The sequence below is a fragment of the Streptomyces cirratus genome, from assembly GCF_014650775.1.
GTDB classification, from domain to species: Bacteria; Actinomycetota; Actinomycetes; order Streptomycetales; family Streptomycetaceae; genus Streptomyces; species Streptomyces cirratus.
The window spans coordinates 115,257-136,352 of record NZ_BMVP01000009.1 but is presented as its reverse complement, the minus strand read 5'-3'; the positions used below and the strand labels follow the sequence as shown (position 1 = coordinate 136,352).

The 21,096-nt window shown below is 72.2% G+C and carries 18 protein-coding genes; 10 read left to right on the top strand and 8 right to left on the bottom strand.

Annotated elements, in window-relative coordinates; genetic code table 11:
- The first annotated feature begins 8 nt into the window (after positions 1–8).
- Positions 9–1,211: a MarP family serine protease gene (locus IE207_RS22150; RefSeq protein ID WP_190186022.1), complete on the top strand. Its 1,203-nt coding sequence runs from the start codon at positions 9–11 to the stop codon at positions 1,209–1,211.
- A gap of 33 nt (positions 1,212–1,244) precedes the next feature.
- On the opposite strand, the gene IE207_RS22145 is transcribed toward IE207_RS22150, so the two are convergent.
- The 6 genes from IE207_RS22145 to IE207_RS22120 form a co-directional block, all read right to left on the bottom strand.
- Positions 1,245–1,418, bottom strand: a complete 174-nt coding sequence (locus IE207_RS22145; protein WP_190186021.1) for a hypothetical protein — start codon at positions 1,416–1,418, stop codon at positions 1,245–1,247.
- 192 nt (positions 1,419–1,610) lie between these two features.
- Positions 1,611–2,567: an alpha/beta fold hydrolase gene (locus tag IE207_RS22140; protein WP_190186020.1), complete on the bottom strand. Its 957-nt coding sequence runs from the start codon at positions 2,565–2,567 to the stop codon at positions 1,611–1,613.
- A complete protein-coding gene (locus IE207_RS22135) occupies positions 2,564–3,022 on the bottom strand; it encodes a phage holin family protein (protein WP_190186019.1) in 459 nt (152 codons plus the stop codon). Before IE207_RS22135 ends, IE207_RS22140 begins: the two co-directional genes overlap by 4 nt.
- A gap of 52 nt (positions 3,023–3,074) precedes the next feature.
- Entirely contained in the window at positions 3,075–4,511 is a 1,437-nt protein-coding gene (gene nhaA, locus IE207_RS22130; RefSeq protein ID WP_190186018.1) for a Na+/H+ antiporter NhaA, read from the bottom strand.
- A 244-nt stretch (positions 4,512–4,755) separates the two neighbouring features.
- On the bottom strand, positions 4,756–6,753 hold the full coding sequence (gene acs / locus IE207_RS22125) for an acetate--CoA ligase (protein WP_190186017.1): 1,998 nt from the start codon (positions 6,751–6,753) through the stop codon (positions 4,756–4,758).
- Between the two features lie 447 nt (positions 6,754–7,200).
- Positions 7,201–9,642, bottom strand: a complete 2,442-nt coding sequence (locus IE207_RS22120; RefSeq protein ID WP_190186016.1) for a SulP family inorganic anion transporter — start codon at positions 9,640–9,642, stop codon at positions 7,201–7,203.
- Between the two features lie 230 nt (positions 9,643–9,872).
- Between IE207_RS22120 and IE207_RS22115 the strand changes: the two genes are divergently transcribed.
- Positions 9,873–11,183 carry a polysaccharide deacetylase family protein gene (locus IE207_RS22115; protein ID WP_190186015.1) on the top strand — a complete coding sequence of 437 codons (1,311 nt, stop codon included), beginning with the start codon at positions 9,873–9,875 and terminating at the stop codon, positions 11,181–11,183.
- Here the strand turns inward: IE207_RS22115 and IE207_RS22110 are convergent.
- On the bottom strand, positions 11,137–12,171 hold the full coding sequence (locus IE207_RS22110; protein ID WP_190186014.1) for an ATP-binding protein: 1,035 nt from the start codon (positions 12,169–12,171) through the stop codon (positions 11,137–11,139). The genes IE207_RS22115 and IE207_RS22110 overlap by 47 nt on opposite strands.
- 109 nt (positions 12,172–12,280) lie before the next feature.
- Between IE207_RS22110 and IE207_RS22105 the strand changes: the two genes are divergently transcribed.
- Positions 12,281–13,129, top strand: a complete 849-nt coding sequence (locus tag IE207_RS22105) for a Fic family protein (RefSeq protein WP_190186013.1) — start codon at positions 12,281–12,283, stop codon at positions 13,127–13,129.
- 1,135 nt (positions 13,130–14,264) lie between these two features.
- Here the strand turns inward: IE207_RS22105 and IE207_RS22100 are convergent.
- A complete protein-coding gene (locus tag IE207_RS22100; RefSeq protein ID WP_190186012.1) occupies positions 14,265–15,128 on the bottom strand; it encodes an HAD family hydrolase in 864 nt (287 codons plus the stop codon).
- 490 nt (positions 15,129–15,618) lie between these two features.
- Between IE207_RS22100 and ssd the strand changes: the two genes are divergently transcribed.
- The 7 genes from ssd to IE207_RS22065 are packed head-to-tail and all read left to right on the top strand — an operon-like array spanning position 15,619 to position 20,637.
- Positions 15,619–16,875 (top strand): septum site-determining protein Ssd, encoded by a 1,257-nt coding sequence (gene ssd / locus IE207_RS22095; protein ID WP_190186011.1) that lies wholly within the window; start codon positions 15,619–15,621, stop codon positions 16,873–16,875.
- Positions 16,872–18,020, top strand: coding sequence for a TadA family conjugal transfer-associated ATPase (locus IE207_RS22090; RefSeq protein WP_190186010.1), 1,149 nt, complete (start codon positions 16,872–16,874; stop codon positions 18,018–18,020). The genes ssd and IE207_RS22090 overlap by 4 nt, the downstream gene beginning before the upstream one ends.
- Before the next feature lie 26 nt (positions 18,021–18,046).
- Positions 18,047–18,916, top strand: a complete 870-nt coding sequence (locus IE207_RS22085; RefSeq protein ID WP_229873886.1) for a type II secretion system F family protein — start codon at positions 18,047–18,049, stop codon at positions 18,914–18,916.
- The gene (locus IE207_RS22080; RefSeq protein WP_190186009.1) at positions 18,916–19,692 is read left to right on the top strand and encodes a type II secretion system F family protein; all 777 of its coding nucleotides are present in this window, start codon (positions 18,916–18,918) and stop codon (positions 19,690–19,692) included. The genes IE207_RS22085 and IE207_RS22080 overlap by 1 nt, the downstream gene beginning before the upstream one ends.
- Positions 19,693–19,740: 48 nt before the next feature.
- A complete protein-coding gene (locus IE207_RS22075; RefSeq protein ID WP_190186008.1) occupies positions 19,741–19,938 on the top strand; it encodes a DUF4244 domain-containing protein in 198 nt (65 codons plus the stop codon).
- On the top strand, positions 19,925–20,302 hold the full coding sequence (locus tag IE207_RS22070) for a TadE family type IV pilus minor pilin (RefSeq protein WP_190186007.1): 378 nt from the start codon (positions 19,925–19,927) through the stop codon (positions 20,300–20,302). The genes IE207_RS22075 and IE207_RS22070 overlap by 14 nt, the downstream gene beginning before the upstream one ends.
- Positions 20,299–20,637: an Rv3654c family TadE-like protein gene (locus IE207_RS22065; RefSeq protein WP_190186006.1), complete on the top strand. Its 339-nt coding sequence runs from the start codon at positions 20,299–20,301 to the stop codon at positions 20,635–20,637. Before IE207_RS22070 ends, IE207_RS22065 begins: the two co-directional genes overlap by 4 nt.
- Positions 20,638–21,096: the final 459 nt, after the last annotated feature.

Below are 21,096 nucleotides of genomic sequence, written 5' to 3'. Positions count from 1 at the left end.
TGGCCCACGTGAACGTGCTGGACATCCTGTTGTTGGTCGCCGCCGTGTGGTTCGCGATCGTCGGCTACCGCCAGGGCTTCGTCGTCGGCATCCTGTCGGTGATCGGCTTCCTGGGCGGTGGTCTCATCGCCGTGTCCCTGCTGCCTTTGATCTGGGACCGGGTCACGGACAACGGCACCCAGGTGTCCACCACCGTCGTGGTGATCGCCGTCGTCGTGATCATCATCTGCGCCTCGATCGGCCAGGCCCTCACCACTCATCTGGGCAGCAGGCTCAGACGCCACATCACCTGGTCCCCGGCCCGCGCCGTCGACGCGACGGGCGGGGCGCTGGTGAACGTCGTCGCGATGCTGCTGGTGGCCTGGCTGATCGGTTCCGCGCTCGCCGGGACCTCGCTGCCCACCCTGGGCAAGGAGGTCCGCAACTCCAAGGTGCTGCTCGGCGTGTCTCGGGTGGTGCCGGCGCAGGCGAACACCTGGTTCTCGGATTTCAGTTCGACCCTGGCGCAGAACGGCTTCCCCCAGGTGTTCAGCCCGTTCTCCAACGAGCCGATCACCGAGGTGCGGGCGCCCGATCCGGCGCTCGCCCGCAGCAACGTCGCCCAACTCGCCAAGCGCTCGATCGTGAAGGTCGTGGGCACCGCCCCCAGTTGCAGCAAGGTGCTGGAGGGCACGGGCTTCGTGTTCGCGCCCGGCAAGGTGATGACCAACGCGCACGTCGTGGGCGGGGTCTCCGAGCCGACCGTGCAGGTGGGCGGCGAGGGCAAGCTCTACGACGGCAAGGTGGTGCTCTACGACTGGGAGCGTGACATCGCCGTTCTCGACGTGCCCAAGCTGAAGGCGCCCGCGCTGGAGTTCACCGAGAAGGACGCGGTGAGCGGCAGCGATGCGATCGTGGCCGGCTTCCCGGAGAACGGTGCATACGACATCCGTTCGGCGCGTGTGCGCGGCAGGATCAACGCCAACGGTCCGGACATCTACCACCGCGGCACCGTGCGACGGGACGTGTACTCCCTGTTCGCGACGGTCCGCCAGGGCAACTCCGGCGGTCCGCTGCTGACGCCCGACGGCAAGGTGTACGGGGTCGTCTTCGCCAAGTCCCTGGACGACCCCGAAACCGGCTACGCCCTGACGGCGGACGAGATCCGCGAGGACGTCCGGAGCGGGAAGACCGCCGACCGGCGGGTGGACAGCCAGGGCTGCGCGCTCTGAGCCGCGGCCCGGGCCGGTGTCCCCAGAGGCGCTCTACATCCGCGGATGGCGCAGCCGGGCCGATACCCAGCGGGCCCGGCGGCGCAGGATGCGCGGAATCCCGAGTCGAGGGTCGTGGCCGTCGCGGCCTTCCCTCTCGTGGGTGCCCGGCGCGGCGGCCGAGCGGCGTTCGTGTGCGGTGTCACCGTAGTCGTGCGTCCAGCCCATACTCCGAGCTGTGCCCGGGCCCCAAGGTCGGTAATCCCGTACAGGGCGGCCAATTGGCCTATGCGCCGGGCAATTGAACGACCGTCATACAAGCGCATGGGGCGTCGGTCGAGTCATCCGCCGACAGCCGTCCCGGCCGGTTCAGCGTCCCGGCCGGTTCGGCGGTCCGCCCGCTTCAGCGTTCCGGCCGGTTCAGCGGTCCGGTTCGGGGTCCTTGAGCCAGTTCACCAGCTCCGCCGAGAACGCCGCGGGGTCCTCCTCGTGCGGGAAGTGCCCCAAGCCGTCGAACAGCCGCCAGCGGTACGGGGCTTCGACGTACTGCCCGGAACCGGCCGCGCTTCGCGTGCGCATCACCGGATCGAGCGAGCCGTGCAGGTGCAGCGTCGGCACCCGCACCGGCCGCTTCATGCGCCGGTTGAACTGGAGCCCGTCGGGCCGGGCCATCGAGCGCATCATCCAGCGGTACGGCTCGATCGAGCAGTGCGCGGTGGACGGGATGCACATCGCGCGCCGGTACGCCTCGACATCGGCGTCCTCGGGCGGCACCGGACCGGACCACTCCCGGATCAGCCGGCCCACGAGCGCCCCGTCGTCGGCGACGAGCTGCCGTTCGGGGACGAACGGCCGCTGGAACCCCCAGATGTGCGAACTCGCCCGGGTCTGACCGAAGTCCGCGAGCATCGCCGCGCGCCAGCGCCGCGGGTGCGGCATCGAGGAGACCACCAGTCGGCGGACCAGCTTCGGCCGCATCACGGCAGCCGTCCAGGCGAGGTAACCGCCCAGGTCGTGCCCGACGAGGGCGGCGTCCGGCTCGCCGAGGGAGCGGATGACTCCGGTGATGTCGAGCGCCAGGTTCGCCGGGTCGTAGCCGCGCGGAGTGCGGTCGCTGCCGCCCACCCCGCGCAGGTCCATCGCGACGGCGCGGTAACCGGCGTCGGCGAGGGCGGTCAGCTGGTGCCGCCAGGTCCACCAGAACTGCGGGAAGCCGTGCAGCAGCAGCACCAACGGCCCGTCACCGAGCTCGGCCACGTGGAACCGCGCGCCGTTGGCGGCGACGTCCCGGTGCGTCACCTTCCCGCCGGGGATGTCGATCCGTACCGCCGAGGCGGCCGTGGGCGGGGTGCCGGAAGCCGGCGAGGGCGCTGTCATGAGGACGAGCGTGCCACACCCACAGCCTTGTCACTGACCGGGCGCGGGTGCGGCTTGACGGTCCCGACGACCGCCGCCGTCTGCTTCATGGAGGCGATGGACTTCTCCGGGGGCTTGACCTTCTTGAACTTCGAGACGGCCAGCAGCGACAGCACCCCGGCGAGCAGCAGGAACGCTCCGCCGACGATGAGGAAGGACCAGGCGAGCCCCAGCCCGAGGTTGTGGATCCCGTACGCCGCGGCGAAGCTCAGCACCGGCAGCGAGAACAGTGCGAACACCCCTGAGATGGAAATCGCGGCGCCGCCGATGCCCGCGCGCTTGACGTCCTGGCGCAGCTCCGCCTTCGCGAGGGCGATCTCGTCGTGCACCAGGGCGGACATCTCGGCGGTCGCCGAGGCGACCAGCTGGCCGAGTGTGCGCTCGGCTCCTTCCACCCCTTGGTCCAGCGCGCTCATCGCTCTCTCCCTACGTCGTCCGTCGTCGACGGCTGTCCTCCGTCAGTTCAGATCATGCCGGACGGTCGCGCTCTGTGCTGGACCCGGCCGCCGCTTCGTTTCCCGCGAGCGCCGCGGCCGCTGCCGCGAGGCGGCGGTGTTCCGCCGCTTTTTCCTCGTGGATGCGGGCCATGCGCAGGTGGTATTCGGGGTTGTCGAGCTCGTAGATGTCCGGGATGCCGTCGCGGTCCTCGTCGCGGTCCTCGGCCTCCGTCAGCACCCTGTACTTGCGGTCGCGGAGCTTGAGCAGTACGCCCGCGACGATCGCGGCTGTGAACGAGCCGATCAGGACGGCGGCCTTGACCTCATCGGTGAGCGTCTCGTCGCCCGCGAAGGCGAGTTCCCCGATGAGCAGGGACACCGTGAAACCGATGCCGGCGAGCGAGGCGACCGCGAGGACGTCCGGCCAGGCGAGGTCCTCGTTCAGTTCGGCCTTGGTGAAGCGGGCGGCCAGCCAGGTGCCGCCGAAGATGCCCACCGTCTTGCCGACGACCAGGCCGAGCACCACGCCGAGGGTCTCCGGCCGGGTGAAGACCTGGGCTATCGCCTTGTCGGAGAGGGAGACTCCGGCCGCGAACAGGGCGAAGAGGGGGACGGCCAGGGCCGCTGAGAGGGGCCGTACGAGGTGTTCGACGTGCTCACCCGGTGAGGTGTCCTCCCCCTCCCGACGGGTGCAGCGCAGCATCAGGCCCATCGCGACACCGGCGATGGTGGCGTGGACCCCGCTGTTGTACATCAGGCCCCAGATCACCAGCGCGAGCGGGATGTACACGTACCAGCCGCGGACGCCGATGCGGAGCAGGAACCAGAACAGCGCCAGGCCCGCGACGGCGCCGCCGAGCGCCGGGAAGTTGATGTCGCTGGTGAAGAACACCGCGATGATCAGGATGGCGAAGAGGTCGTCCACGACCGCGAGCGTCAGCAGGAACGCGCGCAGGGCCGAGGGCAGCGAGGTGCCGATGACCGCGAGGACCGCGAGCGCGAAGGCGATATCGGTGGCGGTGGGGACCGCCCAGCCGTCCGTCGAGCCGTCACCGAGCAGGTTGACCAGTACGTAGACCAGTGCGGGCATCGCCATGCCGCTGAGGGCGGCGATCACTGGGAGGGCGGCGGCCTTGGGGTCGCGCAGGTCGCCCGCGACGAGTTCGCGCTTGAGCTCGATGCCGGCGACGAAGAAGAAGACGGCAAGCAGGCCGTCAGCCGCCCAGTGCTGGAGGGAGAGGTCCAGGCCGAGGGAGCCGGGGCCGATGTGGAAGGACCGCACGCTGTCGTAGGCGCCCGCGATCGGGGGGACGTTGGCCCAGACGAGTGCGGTGATGGCCGCCACCAGGAGGAGCACACCGCCGACGGTCTCGGTCCGCAGGGCGTCGGCGACGAAGCGGCGCTCGGGCAGTGAGAGCCGGCCGAGCAGCTTGCGGCTCTGGTGGTCGGTGGGGCTGGGCGCGGCCACGTGAGGCACCTCCGGGGCGGTTGGACGGCATGGCAAAGCTCATTGCCGACCAGACTTCCCGGCGCACCCTGAGTATTTCTTTACGTTCTTATGACTTTACAGGCAGTGCGCAAGGGCGTATCCGGCGATCTTCACTTTATGCGCGAAAGGGCCACCCGGCGCGTCGCACCGGATGGCCCCCTCAGCCCTGGCACGGCCTGCTCGGCCTGCTTGGCCTGCTTGGCGTGCGGCCTGCGCGCCCTGCTCAGTCCTCGCTGCCGGCGGCCGGCAGCTTGCTCTGGATCAGATCCATGACGGAGGAGTCGGCGAGCGTCGTCACGTCACCGACGGTCCGGTTCTCCGCCACGTCACGCAGCAGGCGGCGCATGATCTTGCCCGAGCGGGTCTTCGGCAGCTCCTGCACCGGCAGGATGCGCTTCGGCTTGGCGATCGGGCCGAGCGTGGCACCCACGTGGTCGCGCAGCTCGGCAACCAGGGTCTGCGTCTCGGAGGCGCTGCCGCGCAGGATGACGAAGGCGACGATGGCCTGGCCGGTGGTTTCGTCGTTCGCGCCCACCACCGCCGCCTCGGCGACCGAGGGGTGGGAGACCAGCGCGGACTCGACCTCAGTGGTCGAGATGTTGTGGCCGGAAACCAGCATCACGTCGTCGACGCGGCCGAGCAGCCAGATGTCGCCGTCCTCGTCCTTCTTCGCGCCGTCACCCGCGAAGTACTTGCCCTCGAAGCGCGACCAGTAGGTGTCGATGAACCGCTGGTCGTCGCCCCAGATGGTGCGCAGCATCGACGGCCACGGCTCGGTGAGCACCAGGTAGCCGCCCCCGCCGTCGGGGACCTCGCGGCCCTCGTCGTCCACGACCGTGGCGCCGATCCCCGGCAGGGCGCGCTGCGCCGAACCCGGCTTGGTCTCGGTGACGCCCGGCAGCGGGGAGATCATCATGGCGCCGGTCTCGGTCTGCCACCAGGTGTCCACGATCGGGCAGCGGTCGCCGCCGATGTGCTTGCGGTACCAGATCCAGGCCTCGGGGTTGATCGGCTCGCCCACCGAGCCGAGGACCCGCAGGCTCGAAAGGTCGAACTTCGCGGGGATGTCGTCGCCCCACTTCATGAACGTCCGGATCGCCGTGGGCGCGGTGTAGAGGATGGTGACGCCGTACTTCTGCACGACCTCCCAGAACCGGCCCTGGTGCGGGGTGTCCGGGGTGCCTTCGTACATGACCTGGGTGGCGCCGTTGGCGAGCGGCCCGTAGACGATGTAGGAGTGCCCGGTCACCCAGCCGATGTCGGCGGTGCACCAGTAGACGTCCGTCTCCGGCTTGAGGTCGAACACCGCCTGGTGGGTGTACGCGGCCTGCGTCAGGTAGCCGCCGGAGGTGTGCAGGATGCCCTTGGGCTTACCCGTGGTCCCCGAGGTGTAGAGGATGAACAGCGGGTGCTCGGCGTCGAAGGCCTGCGGGGTGTGTTCGGCGGACTGGCGGCCGACGATGTCGTGCCACCACACGTCGCGGCCCTCGGTGAAGGCGGTGTCCTGGCCGGTGCGGCGCACGACGAGGACGTGCTCGACCTGCGGGCACTTGGCGACGGCCTCGTCGATGGCGGGCTTGAGGGCGCTGGGCTTGCCGCGGCGGTAGCCGCCGTCGGAGGTGATGACCAGCTTGGCGTCGGCGTCCTGGATGCGGGAGGCGACGGCGTCGGCGGAGAAACCGCCGAAGACCACCGAGTGGGCGGCGCCGACGCGGGCGCAGGCGAGCATCGCCACGACGGCCTCGGGGATCATCGGCAGGTACACCGCGACCCGGTCGCCGGCCTGCACGCCCAGCTCGGTCAGGGCATTGGCGGCCTTGGAGACCTCGTCCTTGAGCTCGGCGTAGGTGATCGAGCGGCTGTCGCCGGGCTCGCCTTCGAAGTGGAGGGCGACGCGGTCGCCGTTACCGGCCTCCACGTGCCGGTCCACGCAGTTGTACGCGACGTTGAGCTTGCCGTCCGCGAACCACTTCGCGAAGGGCGGGTTGGTCCAGTCGAGCGTCTGCGTCGGCTCGGTGGCCCAGGTCAGCCGCCGGGCCTGCTCGGCCCAGAAGCCCAGCCGGTCCGCCTCGGCCTGTGCGTACGCAGCCCCTGTCACATTGGCAGCGGCGGCCAGGTCGGCAGGAGGAGCGAACCGACGCTCCTCCTTCAACAGGTTGGCCAGGCTTTCATTGCTCACGACATCTCCCTTTCCCAGGGTGTCCGTTGTGTCCCCGGGCATAGCTCATCAGTCAGCGGCCCAGGTGACAAGGGGTAGCCGAAAATTGGTTTAGACCTATAGCACGGCTGAGCCCATGCCGATGACCCCTTCCAGCTGCGCTGTACGCGCGGGAAGGGGCCACTCAGTGGCACGGATACGGGAGGTTATCGGTTCGCGGCCACCCGGGGCCTTGGCGTGGCCGATTCCCTACGGTGGCGGGGCGGCCGGGCGGGTCGGGCGGCCGGGCGGGTCGGGGTCCCGGGCCCGACGCCGCCGGGCAGGGCCGACGGGGGCCGGGGCCGACGGGGGCCGGGGCCGGGCAGGGCCGACGGCGGGTCGGGGCCGGGCAGGGCCGACGGGGGCTCCGGGCGGGGCAGAGCCGCAGGGGGCCGGGACCGGGGCCGGGGAGGGCCGGTCGGCCGGACCGCGGCATGGCCGACCGAGCCGAGCCGCGGCCCTGCCGCGCGGTCAGGCGTGGCCGCCGATGCTGTCGAAGACCCGGCAGTCGAAGAAGTCGTCGCCCCCGGAGAGCAGGTAGGCCTGGGCTTCGCCCACGTGGAAGTACATCCCGTGCAGCTCCAGCGTCCCCTCGGCCAGCCGTCTCGCCACCGATTCGTGCGCCCGCAGGTGCTCCAGCTGCTGGACCACATTGGTCAGGCACAGCTGCTCCACGGCGTCCGCCGGAAGCCGGCCCGCGATCCGGGCCCAGGGGTGGTGCCGGCTCGTCATCCGCTCCAGGCTGGGCAGCCCGTGCCGCAGCCACCGCCGCAGCGGGGTCATCGGCGCGCTCGGGTTCGAGTTCAACAACGCCTGCATCGCGCCACAGCCCGAGTGCCCGCACACGGTGATGCTGTCCACCTCGAGCACGTCCACGGCGTATTCGATCGCCGCTGCGACCGAATCGTCCGTGGCCTCCGCACCGGGCAGGGGGACCAGGTTGCCGACGTTGCGGACGGTGAAGAGGTCACCCGGCCCGCTGGCCGTGATCATGCTGGTCACCAGGCGGGAATCGGCGCAGGTGAGGAACAGCTGGGACGGCTGCTGACCCTCGCGGGCGAGCCGGGCCAGCTCGTCCCGCACGAGCGGTGCGGTGTCCCGCTGGAAGGCGCTGATTCCGCTCGCCAGCTGGCCGGCTCCGCGCCGCCGTGGCTCGGTCGCGGTGGTCGAGGCCGTCGCGCTGGGCGGCGTACGGTCCTCCTCGCGACCGGTGGCGCGGTGGTCACAGTGGTTCTTCCAGGGCGTCCAGGGGCGGCAGCAGTGGTGTGCCCCGCGCGGATCTCTTCCGGGGCCGGCCGGCTCGTCGCCGTCGGCCCGGCCGCTCTCGGCGGGCCGGGGCCCGGTCCGGCCGGTCACCTCGACCGAACCGCCGTGTGCCACGTGCGAGTCCTGCCAGTCCTGGAGGGTCTCGAAGGCGGCGTGGTCCATGAACGACCCGTCGAGCTCGATCACCGCCTGCGCCTCGTGCGGGATCTGGTTCAGCACCCGGCTCAGTCGCGGGACGGCGAGGAAGGTCAACTGCCCGCGGGCCCACACCCGGTGGACCCCGTCGAGCTCTTCCACCGTGATCCGGGTCCGGGCCAGCCGGTGCAGCGCGACCGCCACGGCCACCGCGATGCCGATGGCGACCCCCTCCAGGACGCCGCCGAGTACCACGGACGCGATCGTCGTCACGTACACCAGGATTTCGCGGTGCCGGGTCACGGTGCGCACGTGCGTCGCGCTCACCATCTGCACCCCCACCACCATCACCAGCGCCGCGAGCGAGGCCAGCGGGATCAGGTCGAGGACCGGCACCAGCAGCCCGGCGGCGAGGATGATCCACAGGCCGTGCAGCATCGACGCCCGGCGGCTGACGGCCCCGGCCCGTACGTTCGCCGCGCTGCGCACCGCCCCGCCCGCCACGGGCAGGCCGCCCAGCGCCCCGGAGATGACGTTCGCCGCGCCCTGTCCGCGCAACTCCCGGTTGAGGTCGGCGCGCGGCGGGTGGCTGCCTCTCTCCCGGGCGCTGGCGGTCAGCTTGTCGGTGGCGACGGCGGACAGCAGGGACTCCACACTGCCGACCAGCGTGACCGTCAGTACGGCGGCGATGATGCCGAGCACCGGCCCCTCGGGCAGTTCGGGCAGCGCATGGCTGCGCCAGGACGGCAGGTCCACACGGGGCAGGTGCAGCCCGGCAATGGCCGCGAAGGCGGTGGCCGTCGCCACGGCGGCGAGCGCGGCGGGCACCGTGCGCAGGGCACGTCCGGCCCGCCCGGGCAGTCTCGGCCAGCCGAGCAGCACGACCAGCGTCAGCACGCTGACCCCGACCGCGGCCGGGTGCAGGTCGGCCAACTGGGCGGGCAACCCCTGGACGTTGGCGAGGGCGGAGCTCTGCGGGGTGCCGCCGAGCACGATGTGCAGCTGGGCCAGCGCGATGGTCACCCCGATGCCCGCGAGCATGCCGTGCACGATGGCCGGGCTCACCATGAGCGCCGAACGGGCGGTGCGCAGGAACGCGAGCCCGAGCTGGCAGCAGCCGGCGAGCACGGTGATGGCGCAGGTGGTGCGCCACCCGTAGCGCTGGATCAACTCGGCGGTGACCACGGTCAGTCCGGTGGCCGCACCGCTCACCAGGAGCGGTGCGCCGCCGAGCCGCCCGGCCACGATCCCGCCGGCCGCCGCGGCCACCAGCCCCGCTTGGAGCGGGGCGCCGGTGGCCAGCGCGATACCGAGGGACAGGGGCAGGGCGATCAGGAAGACGGCGACGGAGGCGGAGAGATCGGCAGAGAGGCCTTCGGGCAGGCCTCTGCCCGGCCGCAGGTTGCGGAGCCGGTGGCTGGTGGCTGAGGAGTTGGCTGAGGAGTCGGCGGTTGGCTGGTGGGCGGTTGGTTGGTTGGCGGCGGGTGGGTTGGTGGCGGAGGTGGCTGTCATGGATCCCGTCTCCTCTGAGGAGGGATGAAGCGGCGGGAGTCAACACTCGGTAAATGGATGGTAATGGAGAGTAAAGAACGATGGCAGGGAATGGGGGCAAACGGCCTAGGAATTAGCCCTCAGGGGTGATTAAGCATTTTGTCCGGCTTGTCACATCATCTTCAAAGCAGACCGCGTGGGACGGTGCGCCCGGAAGTCCCGCGAGGGGGCTGTGAGGGAGAGGTGTGCGGATGATCGCCGCTACGAAGAAGATCGCCGGCGGCCTGGTCGCCACGGCCCTGGTCCTGTGCGCCGCCGGGTGCGGAAGCTCGGAAACCGCCAAACCCCCTGCTCTCGGGGGCCCGAACGCCAAAAAGGACGCCGTGCCGGAGGCCGCCCCGGGCAGCGTCAACCGGCTCATCGGCGACGGCTCGACCTCGTACACCGGCCGGCAGCCCAACGTGCAGCAGCCCCAGAAGCTCAAGCCCGGTGAAAAGCCCCCGCAGTTCGTCGTCTTCTCCTGGGACGGCGCCGGCGAGGACAGCCAGAAGCTCTTCTCCCACTTCCGCGAAGTCGGGAAGGAGTACAACGCGCGGATGACCTACTTCCTCAGCGGCCTGTACCTGCTGCCGGAGGAGAAGCGTTCCCTCTACACCGCGCCCCAGCACTCCCCGGGCCGCTCCGACATCGGCTTCGGCGATCCGCAGGGCATCAAGGACACCGCCACCCAGGTCCGTGCGGCCTGGCTGGAGGGCAACGAGATCGGCACTCACTTCAACGGCCACTTCTGCGGACCCGACGGCGGCGTGGGCACCTGGTCCGTCGAGGAGTGGAAGAGCGAGATCAACCAGGCCAAGGCCTTCGTCAAGAGCTGGAAGACCAACTCGCCCGAACTCAAGGGCATGGAGGCGCTCCCCTTCGACTACGACAAGGAACTCATCGGCGCACGCACCCCCTGCCTCGAAGGCCAGAAGAACTTCATGCTGGCGGCGAAGGACATGGGCTTCCGGTACGACTCCAGCGGCATCAGCAAGCAGATCTGGCCGAAGAAGACGGATGGCCTCTGGGACATCCCGCTCCAGCTGGTGCCCATGCCGGGCCGGGCGTTCGAGACCCTGAGCATGGACTACAACTACATGGTCAACCAGTCCGGGACGACCACGCAGGGCGACCCCTCGCAGCACGCGTACTGGGGCGAGCAGATGCGTGACGGCCTGCAGAAGGCCTTCGACCGCGTCTACCAGGGCAACCGCGCACCGCTGATCATCGGCAACCACTTCGAGTCCTGGAACGGCGGCACCTACATGAAGGCCGTCGAGGACTCCATCAAGTCGATGTGCACGCAGAAGGAAGTCCGCTGCGTGCCGTTCCATGAGCTGGCCGACTGGCTGGACGCACAGGACCCCAAGGTCCTGGAGTGGATGCGCTCCCTGGACGTGGGCGAGGCGCCCAAGGAAGGCTGGACGAAGTTCCTGACGGCGGGGCCGCCGGCCAAGCCGGCCGCCCCGGCCGAGGTCAAGCCGGCTGCGGAGCCGGCCGGATCCGGTTCGGACGAGGGCTGACCAGCCCCTGCGATCCGGCGGGGCGCGCCTCGTCGAGGACGAAGCCGGGGTCGATCTGTTCCGCGAGGTCGACCCCGGTCTTGGCGTTGCCCCAGCTCTCGGCGTTCTTCAGGTGGAAATGGACCATCTGCTCGGTGTACCGGACCCAGTCGCGGTCGGCGTAGGAGTCCTCTGCGGCGTCCTGGAGCACCTGCAGCGCGAGCCGGTTGCTCGCTTCCAGCAGCGCGAAGGCGGCCGGGCGGCCCTTCTCCAGCGACCGGACCCAGTCCGAGTGCCCGACGGTGACCAACAGGTCCTCGCCCACCTCGTCCTGGAGGAACTCGATGTCCTCCGGGCCCTGCACCTTGTTGCCGATCACCTTGAGGGCGACCCCGTAATCCCGGGCGTACTCCTTGTACTGGCGGTACACGGAAACGCCCTTGCGGGTCGGCTCCGCCACCAGGAAGGTCATGTCGAAGCGGGTGAACATGCCCGAGGCGAAGGAGTCCGAGCCGGCGGTCATGTCGACGACGACGTACTCCTCGGGGCCGTCCACCAGGTGGTTCAGGCAGAGTTCGACCGCGCCGACCTTGGAGTGGTAGCAGGCCACACCCAGGTCGGCCTCGGTGAACGGGCCCGTCGCCATGAGCCGTACGGGCTCCCCGTCGAGCATCACCGGGCGGGCGCACGCGGCGTACACCGGGTTGTCCTCGGTGACCCGTAGCAGCCGCGAGCCGGTACCGGGCGGGGTCGTCTTGATCATGGTCTCGGCGGACGCGATGCGGGGGTTGGAGCCGCGCAGGTAGTCCTTGATCATCGGCAGGTGCGCGCCCATGGCGGGCAGCGCCGCCGCCTCGGTCTCCGTGAGCCCGAGTGCGACGCCGAGGTGTTGGTTGATGTCGGCGTCCACCGCGACGACGGGGGCTTCATTGGCGACGAGGTGGCGGATGAAGAGGGAGGACAGCGTGGTCTTCCCGCTGCCGCCCTTTCCCACGAAAGCGATCTTCATGTTCACCAAGCGTAGTGGATCGGTTGCTTTGAGTGCTCTGGGTGAGTGAAGAAGACCACTCCAAGGAGGGGTCGGTGCTATGGGGGCGCAGTGCGTAGGCTCCTTACTTATGAGTAGCGCTGCTGACCCGCTGGCCCCACTGGCCGGGCTGCCGGGTGTCGCCGATTCCGTGGATTCCGTACGCAAGGCCGTGGACCGGGTCTACGGCCACCGGGTGATGCGCCGGCGCGGCGGCGAGATCACCTCGGAGGCCGCCCTGCGCGGGGCGAGGGCCAGTGCGGCGCTGTCCGGGGCCGACTGGGCGCTGGAAGAGGTGCGCCGCCGGACCGACTTCGGCACGGAGGAACAGGCCCGGACGGTGGGCGCGGCCCTGCGCCTGACGGCCGAGGCCGGTCAGCTGCTGAGCATCTGGCGCCAGTCGCCGCTACGGGTCCTCGCGCGCCTGCACCTGGTGGCCTCGGGTTCCACCCTGCCGACGGGGGCCGGCTCTGCCGAGCGCGGGGGCGACACGGTGGGGCGGCCGCGGCTGGCGGGCGAGCCCGTGCACGAACCGCTGATCGAAGCCCCGTTGCCCAGCGCCGAGGAGGTCGCGGGACGGCTGGACGGCCTGTCCCGGCTGGTCATCGCGGGAGGCTCCGCTCCGGCGTTGATCACCGCCGCGGTGGTGCACGGCGAGCTGCTGGCGCTGCGCCCCTTCGGCTCGTACAACGGCCTGGTGGCGCGGGCGGCCGAGCGCATCGTGCTGATCAACAGCGGGCTCGACCCGAAGGCGATCTGCCCGGCGGAGGTGGGGCACGCGGAGCAGGGCCCGGAGGCGTACGTGGCGGCCTTCGAGGGCTATGTCTCGGGGACCCCCGAGGGTATGGCGGCCTGGATCGCGCACTGCGGGCGGGCGGTCGAACTGGGAGTGCGGGAATCGACGGCCGTCTGCGAGGCCCTCCAGCGCGGCGCGGCCTGACGGCTGGGTCGGCTGCCGCGGTACTGCGGTTGCTGCTGCTGGGAACGGGACGCGTCCGGACAGGGTTGCGGCGACACCGTCTTGCTTTGGTGTCGCCGCTGGCATTCCCGCCGGGTTACCAAGCGTCCTCGATGTTGCCCATCAGGCCGGGAACTTTGCCCTTGGCCTGGTGCGGCTGGCCCGTAATCGACGGGTCGACGTCGCGTGGGTGCTCGGCGTTCCTGCTTCGGTCCGTGGGCCTTACTGCGTTTTAAAGATGATCCTCTCGGATGTTCTTTGGTCTCGCGGGCCGTTGACTCCTTTGTACTCCGCTTCCGAGATAAGCGAAACCCCTGGCCTCACTTCTTTACCTTTCCCCGTGTTTCGGGATAATCCGGACGCCTGAATCGGGCCATTTCCGGGCGTGGCGTCCCGACGGGACTGCGCCTCGCGCCTCCCGTCGTGCGCCCGAGGCAGCGGGCCGTCGCGTCCGTCAGAGTCCCCGGGCGGCCGGGGGAACCGAACCGGCCTGCAGGCACCCGGGGGGCCGCACCCCGCCCGCTCGGCGCGACCCACACGGGACGGCACGGGCACGGCTGGTGACCGAGGGAGTGAGCCGGCGCTGGAGGCGGGGCGAAGGGGGCTGAAACGGCACCCCCGGGAGCTCGGAGAAGGGCGAACCGGGCTGCCCGTACGCAGGCAGGGAGGGCGGGAGCCGAACCGGCGCCGGTGATGGGGGCGGGTCGAGCTGGGCCGCCCTGTGTGACCGCCGGGGGGCGGGCCGGCGACCGTAGCCGCCTTGGCGGAGCCGAGCCGACGACCGTAGCCGCCGTGGCGGAGCCGAACCGGCGACCGGTCAAGGCCACCGTCCGAGCCCTCAACCGGCGCCGTTCAAGGGCTCGGACGGGGCCGGGGCGGTGCTGGTGGGCGGCCTCGGTGAGGCCCGAACCGGCACCCGGGGGGCCGCCCCGGAGACGGGCGAGCCCCACCGGGCAGCGGTCGAGTCGGCGACGGGGCCCCGGACGGCGCCGAGGGGCGCGGGGTGGGCGCCCCCGCCAGGAGCGGGCCGGAAGGGGCCGCAACGGCGCAGGGCAGGCCGGGGGGCCGAACCGGCGGGTGTGCGGGGCGCGCCGGTTCGGGCGGGGTCCGGCCGGTCTCAGGCGGCGGCAGCGGTGGCGCGGCGGCGGCTGGCGTACCAGACGAGGCCGGCCGTCGCCGCCGCCGCTCCCACGGCTGCCGCAGCCACCCACGCCGGCCGCGCAGCCATCGACAGCCCCGGCACCCGCTGCTTGAGCCGAACCGGCCGGTTGAACACCAGCACCGGCCACTCCCGGGCCACCGCCTCGCGCCGAAGGGCCCGGTCGGGGTTCACTGCGTGCGGGTGCCCGACTGCCTCCAGCATCGGCACGTCGGTGATCGAGTCGCTGTAGGCGTAGCACCGCGCGAGGTCGTACCCCTCGGACTCCGCGAGCTCGCGCACCGCTTCGGCCTTCGTCGGGCCGTAGGCGTAGTAGTCGATCTCTCCGGTGAAGCAGCCGTCCTCGCCGACGACCATGCGGGTGGCCACGACGCGGTCCGCACCGAGCATCTCCCCGATGGGCTCGACCACTTCGGCGCCGGAGGTGGACACGATCACCACGTCACGGCCGGCGGTGTGGTGGGCTTCGATCAGCGACGCGGCCTCGTCGTAGATGATCGGGTCGATGAGGTCGTGCAGGGCTTCGGCGACGATCTCGCGCACCTGCTGGACGTTCCACCCCTTGCACAGGGCGGACAGGTACTCCCGCATCCGTTCCATCTGGTCGTGGTCGGCGCCGCCGGCCAGGAAGATGAACTGGGTGTACGCGGTGCGCAGAACGGCCCGCCGGTTGATGAGACCGCCCCGGTAGAACGACTTGCTGAACGTCAGGGTGCTTGACTTCGCAATGACCGTCTTGTCCAGGTCGAAGAAGGCAGCGGTCCGAGGCGAGGAGTGCGGCAAGGGCTGATTTTCCACGCCCCGAGCATATGCGCCCACCATTCGGCGTAAGGTGTGGCGCGTGGGTTTGCCTGAGAAGGCTCTCGGGTACACCATGGAAGTCACGGATCGTTCGCGACCGTGCTAACCCGGTCTGGCTCCTCCCCCCCCGAGTCGGACCGTGGGGACGACCCCCGCTCTCCCCCCCGGCGGGGGTCGTCGCATGTCCGGACGCGGTTCGCGCCCCTTGCCTCCGGCTCTTGAGGAACATCTTCCCGGCCCTTCTGCTCGGTGGGCCCGCGTGGCGAAGGCCCTCACCCCTCTCAACTCGTGACTCTGTGTAGTTGTTCCGGAGCGCTGTGAACTCACTCGATGGGGTGGCGGAGATATCCACAACCGCGTTCTTGTCCACAGATATCGAGCAAGATCCACTTCTTTTTCCTGATCGCTGCACCGTGATTCCAGCCGCGAAGTCCGCGGTTCATGGATTTGCAGCGAGAAGGGGGCGGAGATCGTGGCTGGATCGAAGTCGTGTGAAGTTCCGGAGTTCGCGATGTCGGGTGGGGCCGGGGTGCCGAACCGGACGGGCGGCGCCGTGCCCGGTGGCGGACGGCCGCTGATCATCACCGAGGATCCCGTGCTGCTCGACGACCTGCTGCGCCTGTGCGCCGCGGCGGGCGCCGAGCCGCATGTGCACCACACGGTGCCCGAGCAAATCGGAGGCTTCCGTGATGCGGGCGTCAGTGAGGCCGGAAGGCTCCTGAGTGGCGCGAGTGGCGTTCGTGACGGGAGCGGCGAGGGCCCGAGTGGCGTCAACCGCGCGGGCGATGATGGTGAGGGCATTGGCCGCTCCCGCGGTGGCATCGGGTGGGAATCCGCTCCGCTTGTCCTGGTCGGCGACGACGCCGCCCGACGGGTTCGTGGAGCGCCGCGCCGGGACGGGGTCTTCCTCGTCGGGCGGGATCTGGACGACCCCGGGGTGTGGCAGCGGGCGGTGGAGATCGGCGCCGAGGAGGTGCTGCGGCTGCCCGACGCCGAGAGCAGGCTCGTCGACCGCATCGCCGACGTGGTGGAAGGGGCCGGCCGGCCCGCCCTCGCCGTGGGGGTGATCGGCGGTAGCGGCGGGGCCGGGGCGTCCACCCTGGCTTGCGCCCTCGCCGTGCGGGCCGCCCGGGCGGGGGAGCGGACCATCCTCATCGACGGTGATCCGCTCGGCGGGGGCATGGACGTGCTGCTCGGCGGCGAGGGCGCCGAAGGGCTGCGCTGGCCGGACTTCGCCGGGTCGCGGGGGCGGGTGGGTGCGGGGGCGTTGGAGGAATCGCTGCCCGAGCTGCATGCCCTCAGGGTGCTGAGCTGGGACCGCGGGGACCGGGTCGTGGTGCCGCCCGCCGCGATGCGGTCGGTGGTGGCCGCTGCTCGGCGCCGGGGCGGGGTGGTGGTGGTCGACCTGCCCCGGCGGGTGGACGAAGCCGTCGCCGAGGTGCTGGCGCAGCTGGACCTGGTGCTGATGGTGGTGCCGGGTGAGCTGCGGGCCGTGGCCGCCGCGGGACGTGTGGCCGCCGGGGTGCGGATGGTGGCCCGGGACGTCCGCGTCGTCGTACGGGGCCGCTGCCCTGACGGGCTCGACGCCGAAGCGGTGGCGGACCTGCTGGGGGCGCCGTTGGCCGGGGTGGTGCCGGTGGAGGTGGGGCTTCCGGGGCGGGTCGCCGAGGGGGAACCACCGGGGGCGCGGGCTCGTGGTGCGCTCGCCCGGTTCTGCGACGGCTTCTGGCAGCGGGCGCTCGGCTCCGCCCAGGGGGTGCCGGCATGAGCGCGGTGCTGCTGGACGCGGTGCGGCAGCGGCTCGCCGAGAGCGGGGCGGAGCCGACCCCGGCCAGGGTGGCGGCGGCCCTTCGGGCGCAGGGCCGGTTGCTCGGGGATGCGGAAGTGCTCGGAGTAGCCGCGGAGTTACGGTCGGAGCTGGTCGGCGCGGGCCCGCTGGAGATGCTCCTTGCCGATCCGGAGGTCACCGATGTGCTGGTGGCGGCCCCGGACCGGGTGTGGGTGGACCGGGGTGGAGGGCTGGAACTGGCCGGCGTCGCCTTCGCCGACGCCGAGGCGGTGCGCCGACTCGCCCAGAGGCTGGCTGCGGTCGCGGGACGGCGGCTGGACGACGCCCGGCCCTGGGTGGATGCCCGGATGCCGGACGGCACCCGGCTGCATGCCGTGCTGCCACCGGTGGCGGTGGGATCGGCGTGCCTGTCGCTGCGGGTGGTGCGGCCCAAGGCGTTCACCCTGGACGAGCTGGTGGCCGCGGGCACGCTGCCGCCGGGCGGGCAGACGCTGCTTGCGGCGATGGTCGACGCGCGGCTGTCGTTCCTCGTCTCCGGCGGGACCGGAACCGGCAAGACCACCCTGCTGAGCGCCCTGCTGGGGCTGGTCGGCCCGGGCGAGCGGATCGTGCTCGCCGAGGATTCTGCCGAGCTGCGCCCCGACCACCCGCACGTGGTGCGGCTGGAGACCCGGCCCGCCAATCAGGAGGGGGCGGGGCTGGTCACCCTGGCGGACCTGGTCCGGCAGGCGCTGCGGATGCGGCCCGACCGGCTGGTGGTCGGCGAGGTCCGGGGCGCGGAGGTGGCGGACCTGCTGGCCGCGCTGAACACCGGGCACGAAGGTGGCTGCGGCACCGTGCACGCCAATGCCGCGGCGCATGTGCCGGCCCGGCTGGAGGCCCTCGGCACGGCGGCCGGGCTCGACCGGGCCGCGCTGCACAGCCAGTTGGCGGCCGCGCTGACTCTCGTGGTGCACCTGGTCCGGGACCGGTCGGGTCGTCGGCGGGTTGCCGAGGTGCATGTGCTGGAGCGGGATCCGGCCGGCCTCGTGGTCACGGTGCCTGCGCTGCGCTGGGGTGCTCGGGGCTTCGTACGGGAGTCCGGCTGGAACCGGCTCGGCCCGTTGCTGGGCGGTACCCGGTGAGCGCCGGGGTGGGCGCGGTGGGTGCCGTGGGGTCGGTACCCGTGTTCGCCGGGATGCTGTGTGCCGGAGCCGCGGCGTGGCTGCTGGCCGGGGGCGATCAGGTATCGCGGCGGGCCCGGCTGGTGCTGGACGGGGGTGGCCCGGTGGTGCCGGGCGGTCCCGTGCGCTGGGAGCGGCTGGTGATCGCGGTGCGGGTACGGGCCGCACGGTGGCGGGAGTGTGCCGGTCTCGGGGCGGGCCTGGCAGTCGCACTGCTCGGCGGATCGGTGATCCCCCTGGTGCTGGGGGCGGCCTCGGTGCCGCTGGTGCGTCGGTGGCTGCGGATCCGGGAGCGGGAAAGGGCCCGGGTCGGCAGGGCCGCCGAGGTGGTGGCGCTGTGCGGGGCTGCCGTGGGGGAGCTGCGGGCGGGCGCGCAGCCCGGTCAGGCGATGACCGCGGCGATCCGGCGGACGGCCTCCGGAGCGGGAAGGGCCGGTCCGGCGGAGCCCGGGGTGCTGGCGGCCGCGGCGTTCGGCGGGGATGTGGCGGCGGCGCTGCGGGAGGCGGCGCGGGAGCCGGGTTCGGAGGGCCTGGCCGGGATGGCGGCCTGCTGGCGGGTCTCCGTTGACGGCGGCGCTGGGCTGGCCGCCGGACTGGAGCGGCTGGAAGGGGCGTTGCGGGCCGAGCGGGACCGCCACGAGTCACTGCGGGCCCAGTTGGCGGGAGCCAGATCGACCGCGGTGGTCCTCGCCTTGCTGCCGCTGGTGGGGCTGCTGATGGGCACGGCGCTCGGCGCGGACCCGCTGCGGGTGCTGCTGCACACCCCGATGGGGTGGGGTTGCCTGCTGGCCGGCGGGGTGTTGGAGGCGCTGGGGCTGCTGTGGTGCCGGCGGATCGTACGGATGGGGGAGCGGTGATGGGCGCGTCGGTGGTGCACCGGCCGGCAATGGCGGTCTGTCTGGCGGTGGCCGTGCTGTGCCTGGCGTCGGTCGTGGCGGCAAGGGTGCGGGAGCGCGCGGCACGCCGGAGAATCGCGGCGCTGCTGACGGTGGCGGCCGTCCGGCCGAGGCCGCCGCGGGGCGTGCGGATACGCGCTCTGATGGTGGCGTGGGCCGGGCCGGCCGGAGCGGTGGTGGCGTGCTGGGTGCTGGTCAGCGGGGTGACGGGGGCGCTGCTGGGCTGCGGGGCCGCGTTCGGTGTGTGGCGGACGCTCCGGCTCCGCCGCCCGGAGGCCGGGGTGGATCCGGCGGAGGCGGAACGACAGTTGCCGTTCGCGGCCGACCTGCTGGCCGCGTGTCTGGCAGCCGGGGCCGGTCCGGTCGAGGCGGCCGAGGTGGTGGGCGAATCACTGGGCGGTCCGGTCGGTGAGCGGCTGGCGTTGGCGGGGGCGGAGCTGCGGCTCGGCGGCGAACCAGGGGTCGCGTGGGGCAGGTTGGCCGAGATACCGGGTGCCCGCGCTCTGGCGGAGTGCCTGGAGCGGGCCGCCCGTACGGGGGCGCCGGCCGCGGAGCCGGTCTCCCGCCTGGCTGGGGCTCTGCGGGCCGATCGGGTCCGGCACGCCACTGCCAGGGCGCAGCGGGCGGCGGTACTCATCACCGCGCCAGTGGGCCTGTGTTTTCTCCCCGCTTTTCTTGCCATGGGAGTGGCGCCCGTGGTGATCGGTATGGCTTCCGGTCTCCTTTCGGGCAGTTGAGATCACCAGCTGAAAACAGATTAAGAACACAATCAACAGGAGGCTGTCATGAAGATCATCTGGATTCGTGTCCGGGCGGCACTGAGCGGTCGCGGCCGTGATGCCGGGATGTCGACTTCCGAATACGCCATGGGCACGATCGCGGCGTGTGCGTTCGCCGCCGTTCTGTACAAGGTGGTGACGAGTGACGTGGTTTCGACGGCGCTTCAGTCGACCATTGGGAAGGCCCTCGATGTGCCGTTCTGAGAACGGCCCGCGGGGAATCGGAGACCGCGGATACGTCACGGCGGAGGCTGCCCTGGTGATGCCGGCGCTGGTGCTGTTCGCGGCGCTGCTGGTGTGGGCGCTGATGGCGGCGGCCGCGCAGATCCGGTGCGTGGACGCGGCGCGGGCCGGGGCGAGGGCCGCGGGCCGGTCGGAACCGGCGGAGGTGGCGGTGACCGTGGCCAAGGAGGCCGCCCCACCGGGGGCGGAGGTGGGGCTGGAGCGGTCGGGAGACCTGTGGCGGGTCCGGGTGTCGGCGCCCGCTCCGGGGCCGCGCGGGCTGCCGGTCCGGCTGGGTGCGCAGGCGGTGGCCCTGGCGGAGGACAGCGTGGGGCCGCCGCCGTGAGCCGGGACCGGGGCTCCGCCACGGTGTGGGCAGCGGTGGTGACGACCGTGCTGGGGGCGGTGTTCGGGGGTGTGCTGCTGCTGGGCCAGGCGGTGGTGGCCCGCCACCGGGCGGCGGCAGCTGCGGATCTGGCGTCCCTCGCGGCGGCGACGGCCTGGGCGCACGGCCCCGAGACCGCGTGCGGTACGGCGGTCAGGGTGGCCCGGGCCCAGGGGGCGGCCCTGACGGAGTGCCGCTTGTGGGGCGAGGTGGCGGACGTCACGGCCCGCGTCCCGATGGGCCCCTTCACCCCGTCTTCCGCGGCCCGCGCGGGCCCGCCCCTGCCCCCGCCGTAGGCCGGCTGACCCCGCCGCGGACGCGGCCCGCCCCCCCAGGCCGGCCGTTCGCACCCGCCCGACCGGCTGCGGCCTGCCCCGGGTCGCCCGACCGGCTGCGGCGCGGGCCCAGGGCCGCAGCCGCACCGCGGCCCGGCCCGGCCCCGGGATGCTCCGGTGGACGCCCGTTCCACCGAGGCCGTGCCACGGCCGGGTCCGGGCCGGGCGGGCGCCCTCGTCGGTACCCGGTCCGCCGCCTATGCGTCTCCCGTTGGCGGATGGGCCGGGGGCTGCCTTGGCTTGGCCGTCTGTGCGGGTCCGGCGGGCAGGGGGCGGCGGGAGCCCGGTGTGGGGCGTGGGCCCGTGCTCCGGGCGGCTACGGCACGGGCCGGGCGGGGGCAGCTCTTGTGGGCGCCCGCTGCGCCGCTGAGGCGGCTGCCGGTGGTGGGTGGGGTCGGGGTGAGCGCGCCGTAGCTTGGC

Coding starts and splice junctions, on each gene's coding strand:
- IE207_RS22100 (WP_190186012.1), bottom strand. CDS start 15,128: ATGGTGGGCGCATATGCTCGGGGCGTGGAAAATCAGCCCTTGCCGCAC.
- IE207_RS22145 (WP_190186021.1), bottom strand. CDS start 1,418: ATGGGCTGGACGCACGACTACGGTGACACCGCACACGAACGCCGCTCG.
- IE207_RS22080 (WP_190186009.1), top strand. CDS start 18,916: ATGGGCGCGTCGGTGGTGCACCGGCCGGCAATGGCGGTCTGTCTGGCG.
- acs (WP_190186017.1), bottom strand. CDS start 6,753: ATGCCCGGGGACACAACGGACACCCTGGGAAAGGGAGATGTCGTGAGC.
- ssd (WP_190186011.1), top strand. CDS start 15,619: ATGTCGGGTGGGGCCGGGGTGCCGAACCGGACGGGCGGCGCCGTGCCC.
- IE207_RS22135 (WP_190186019.1), bottom strand. CDS start 3,022: ATGAGCGCGCTGGACCAAGGGGTGGAAGGAGCCGAGCGCACACTCGGC.
- IE207_RS22075 (WP_190186008.1), top strand. CDS start 19,741: ATGAAGATCATCTGGATTCGTGTCCGGGCGGCACTGAGCGGTCGCGGC.
- IE207_RS22090 (WP_190186010.1), top strand. CDS start 16,872: ATGAGCGCGGTGCTGCTGGACGCGGTGCGGCAGCGGCTCGCCGAGAGC.
- IE207_RS22110 (WP_190186014.1), bottom strand. CDS start 12,171: ATGAAGATCGCTTTCGTGGGAAAGGGCGGCAGCGGGAAGACCACGCTG.
- IE207_RS22140 (WP_190186020.1), bottom strand. CDS start 2,567: ATGACAGCGCCCTCGCCGGCTTCCGGCACCCCGCCCACGGCCGCCTCG.
- IE207_RS22120 (WP_190186016.1), bottom strand. CDS start 9,642: ATGACAGCCACCTCCGCCACCAACCCACCCGCCGCCAACCAACCAACC.
- IE207_RS22105 (WP_190186013.1), top strand. CDS start 12,281: ATGAGTAGCGCTGCTGACCCGCTGGCCCCACTGGCCGGGCTGCCGGGT.
- IE207_RS22070 (WP_190186007.1), top strand. CDS start 19,925: ATGTGCCGTTCTGAGAACGGCCCGCGGGGAATCGGAGACCGCGGATAC.
- IE207_RS22115 (WP_190186015.1), top strand. CDS start 9,873: ATGATCGCCGCTACGAAGAAGATCGCCGGCGGCCTGGTCGCCACGGCC.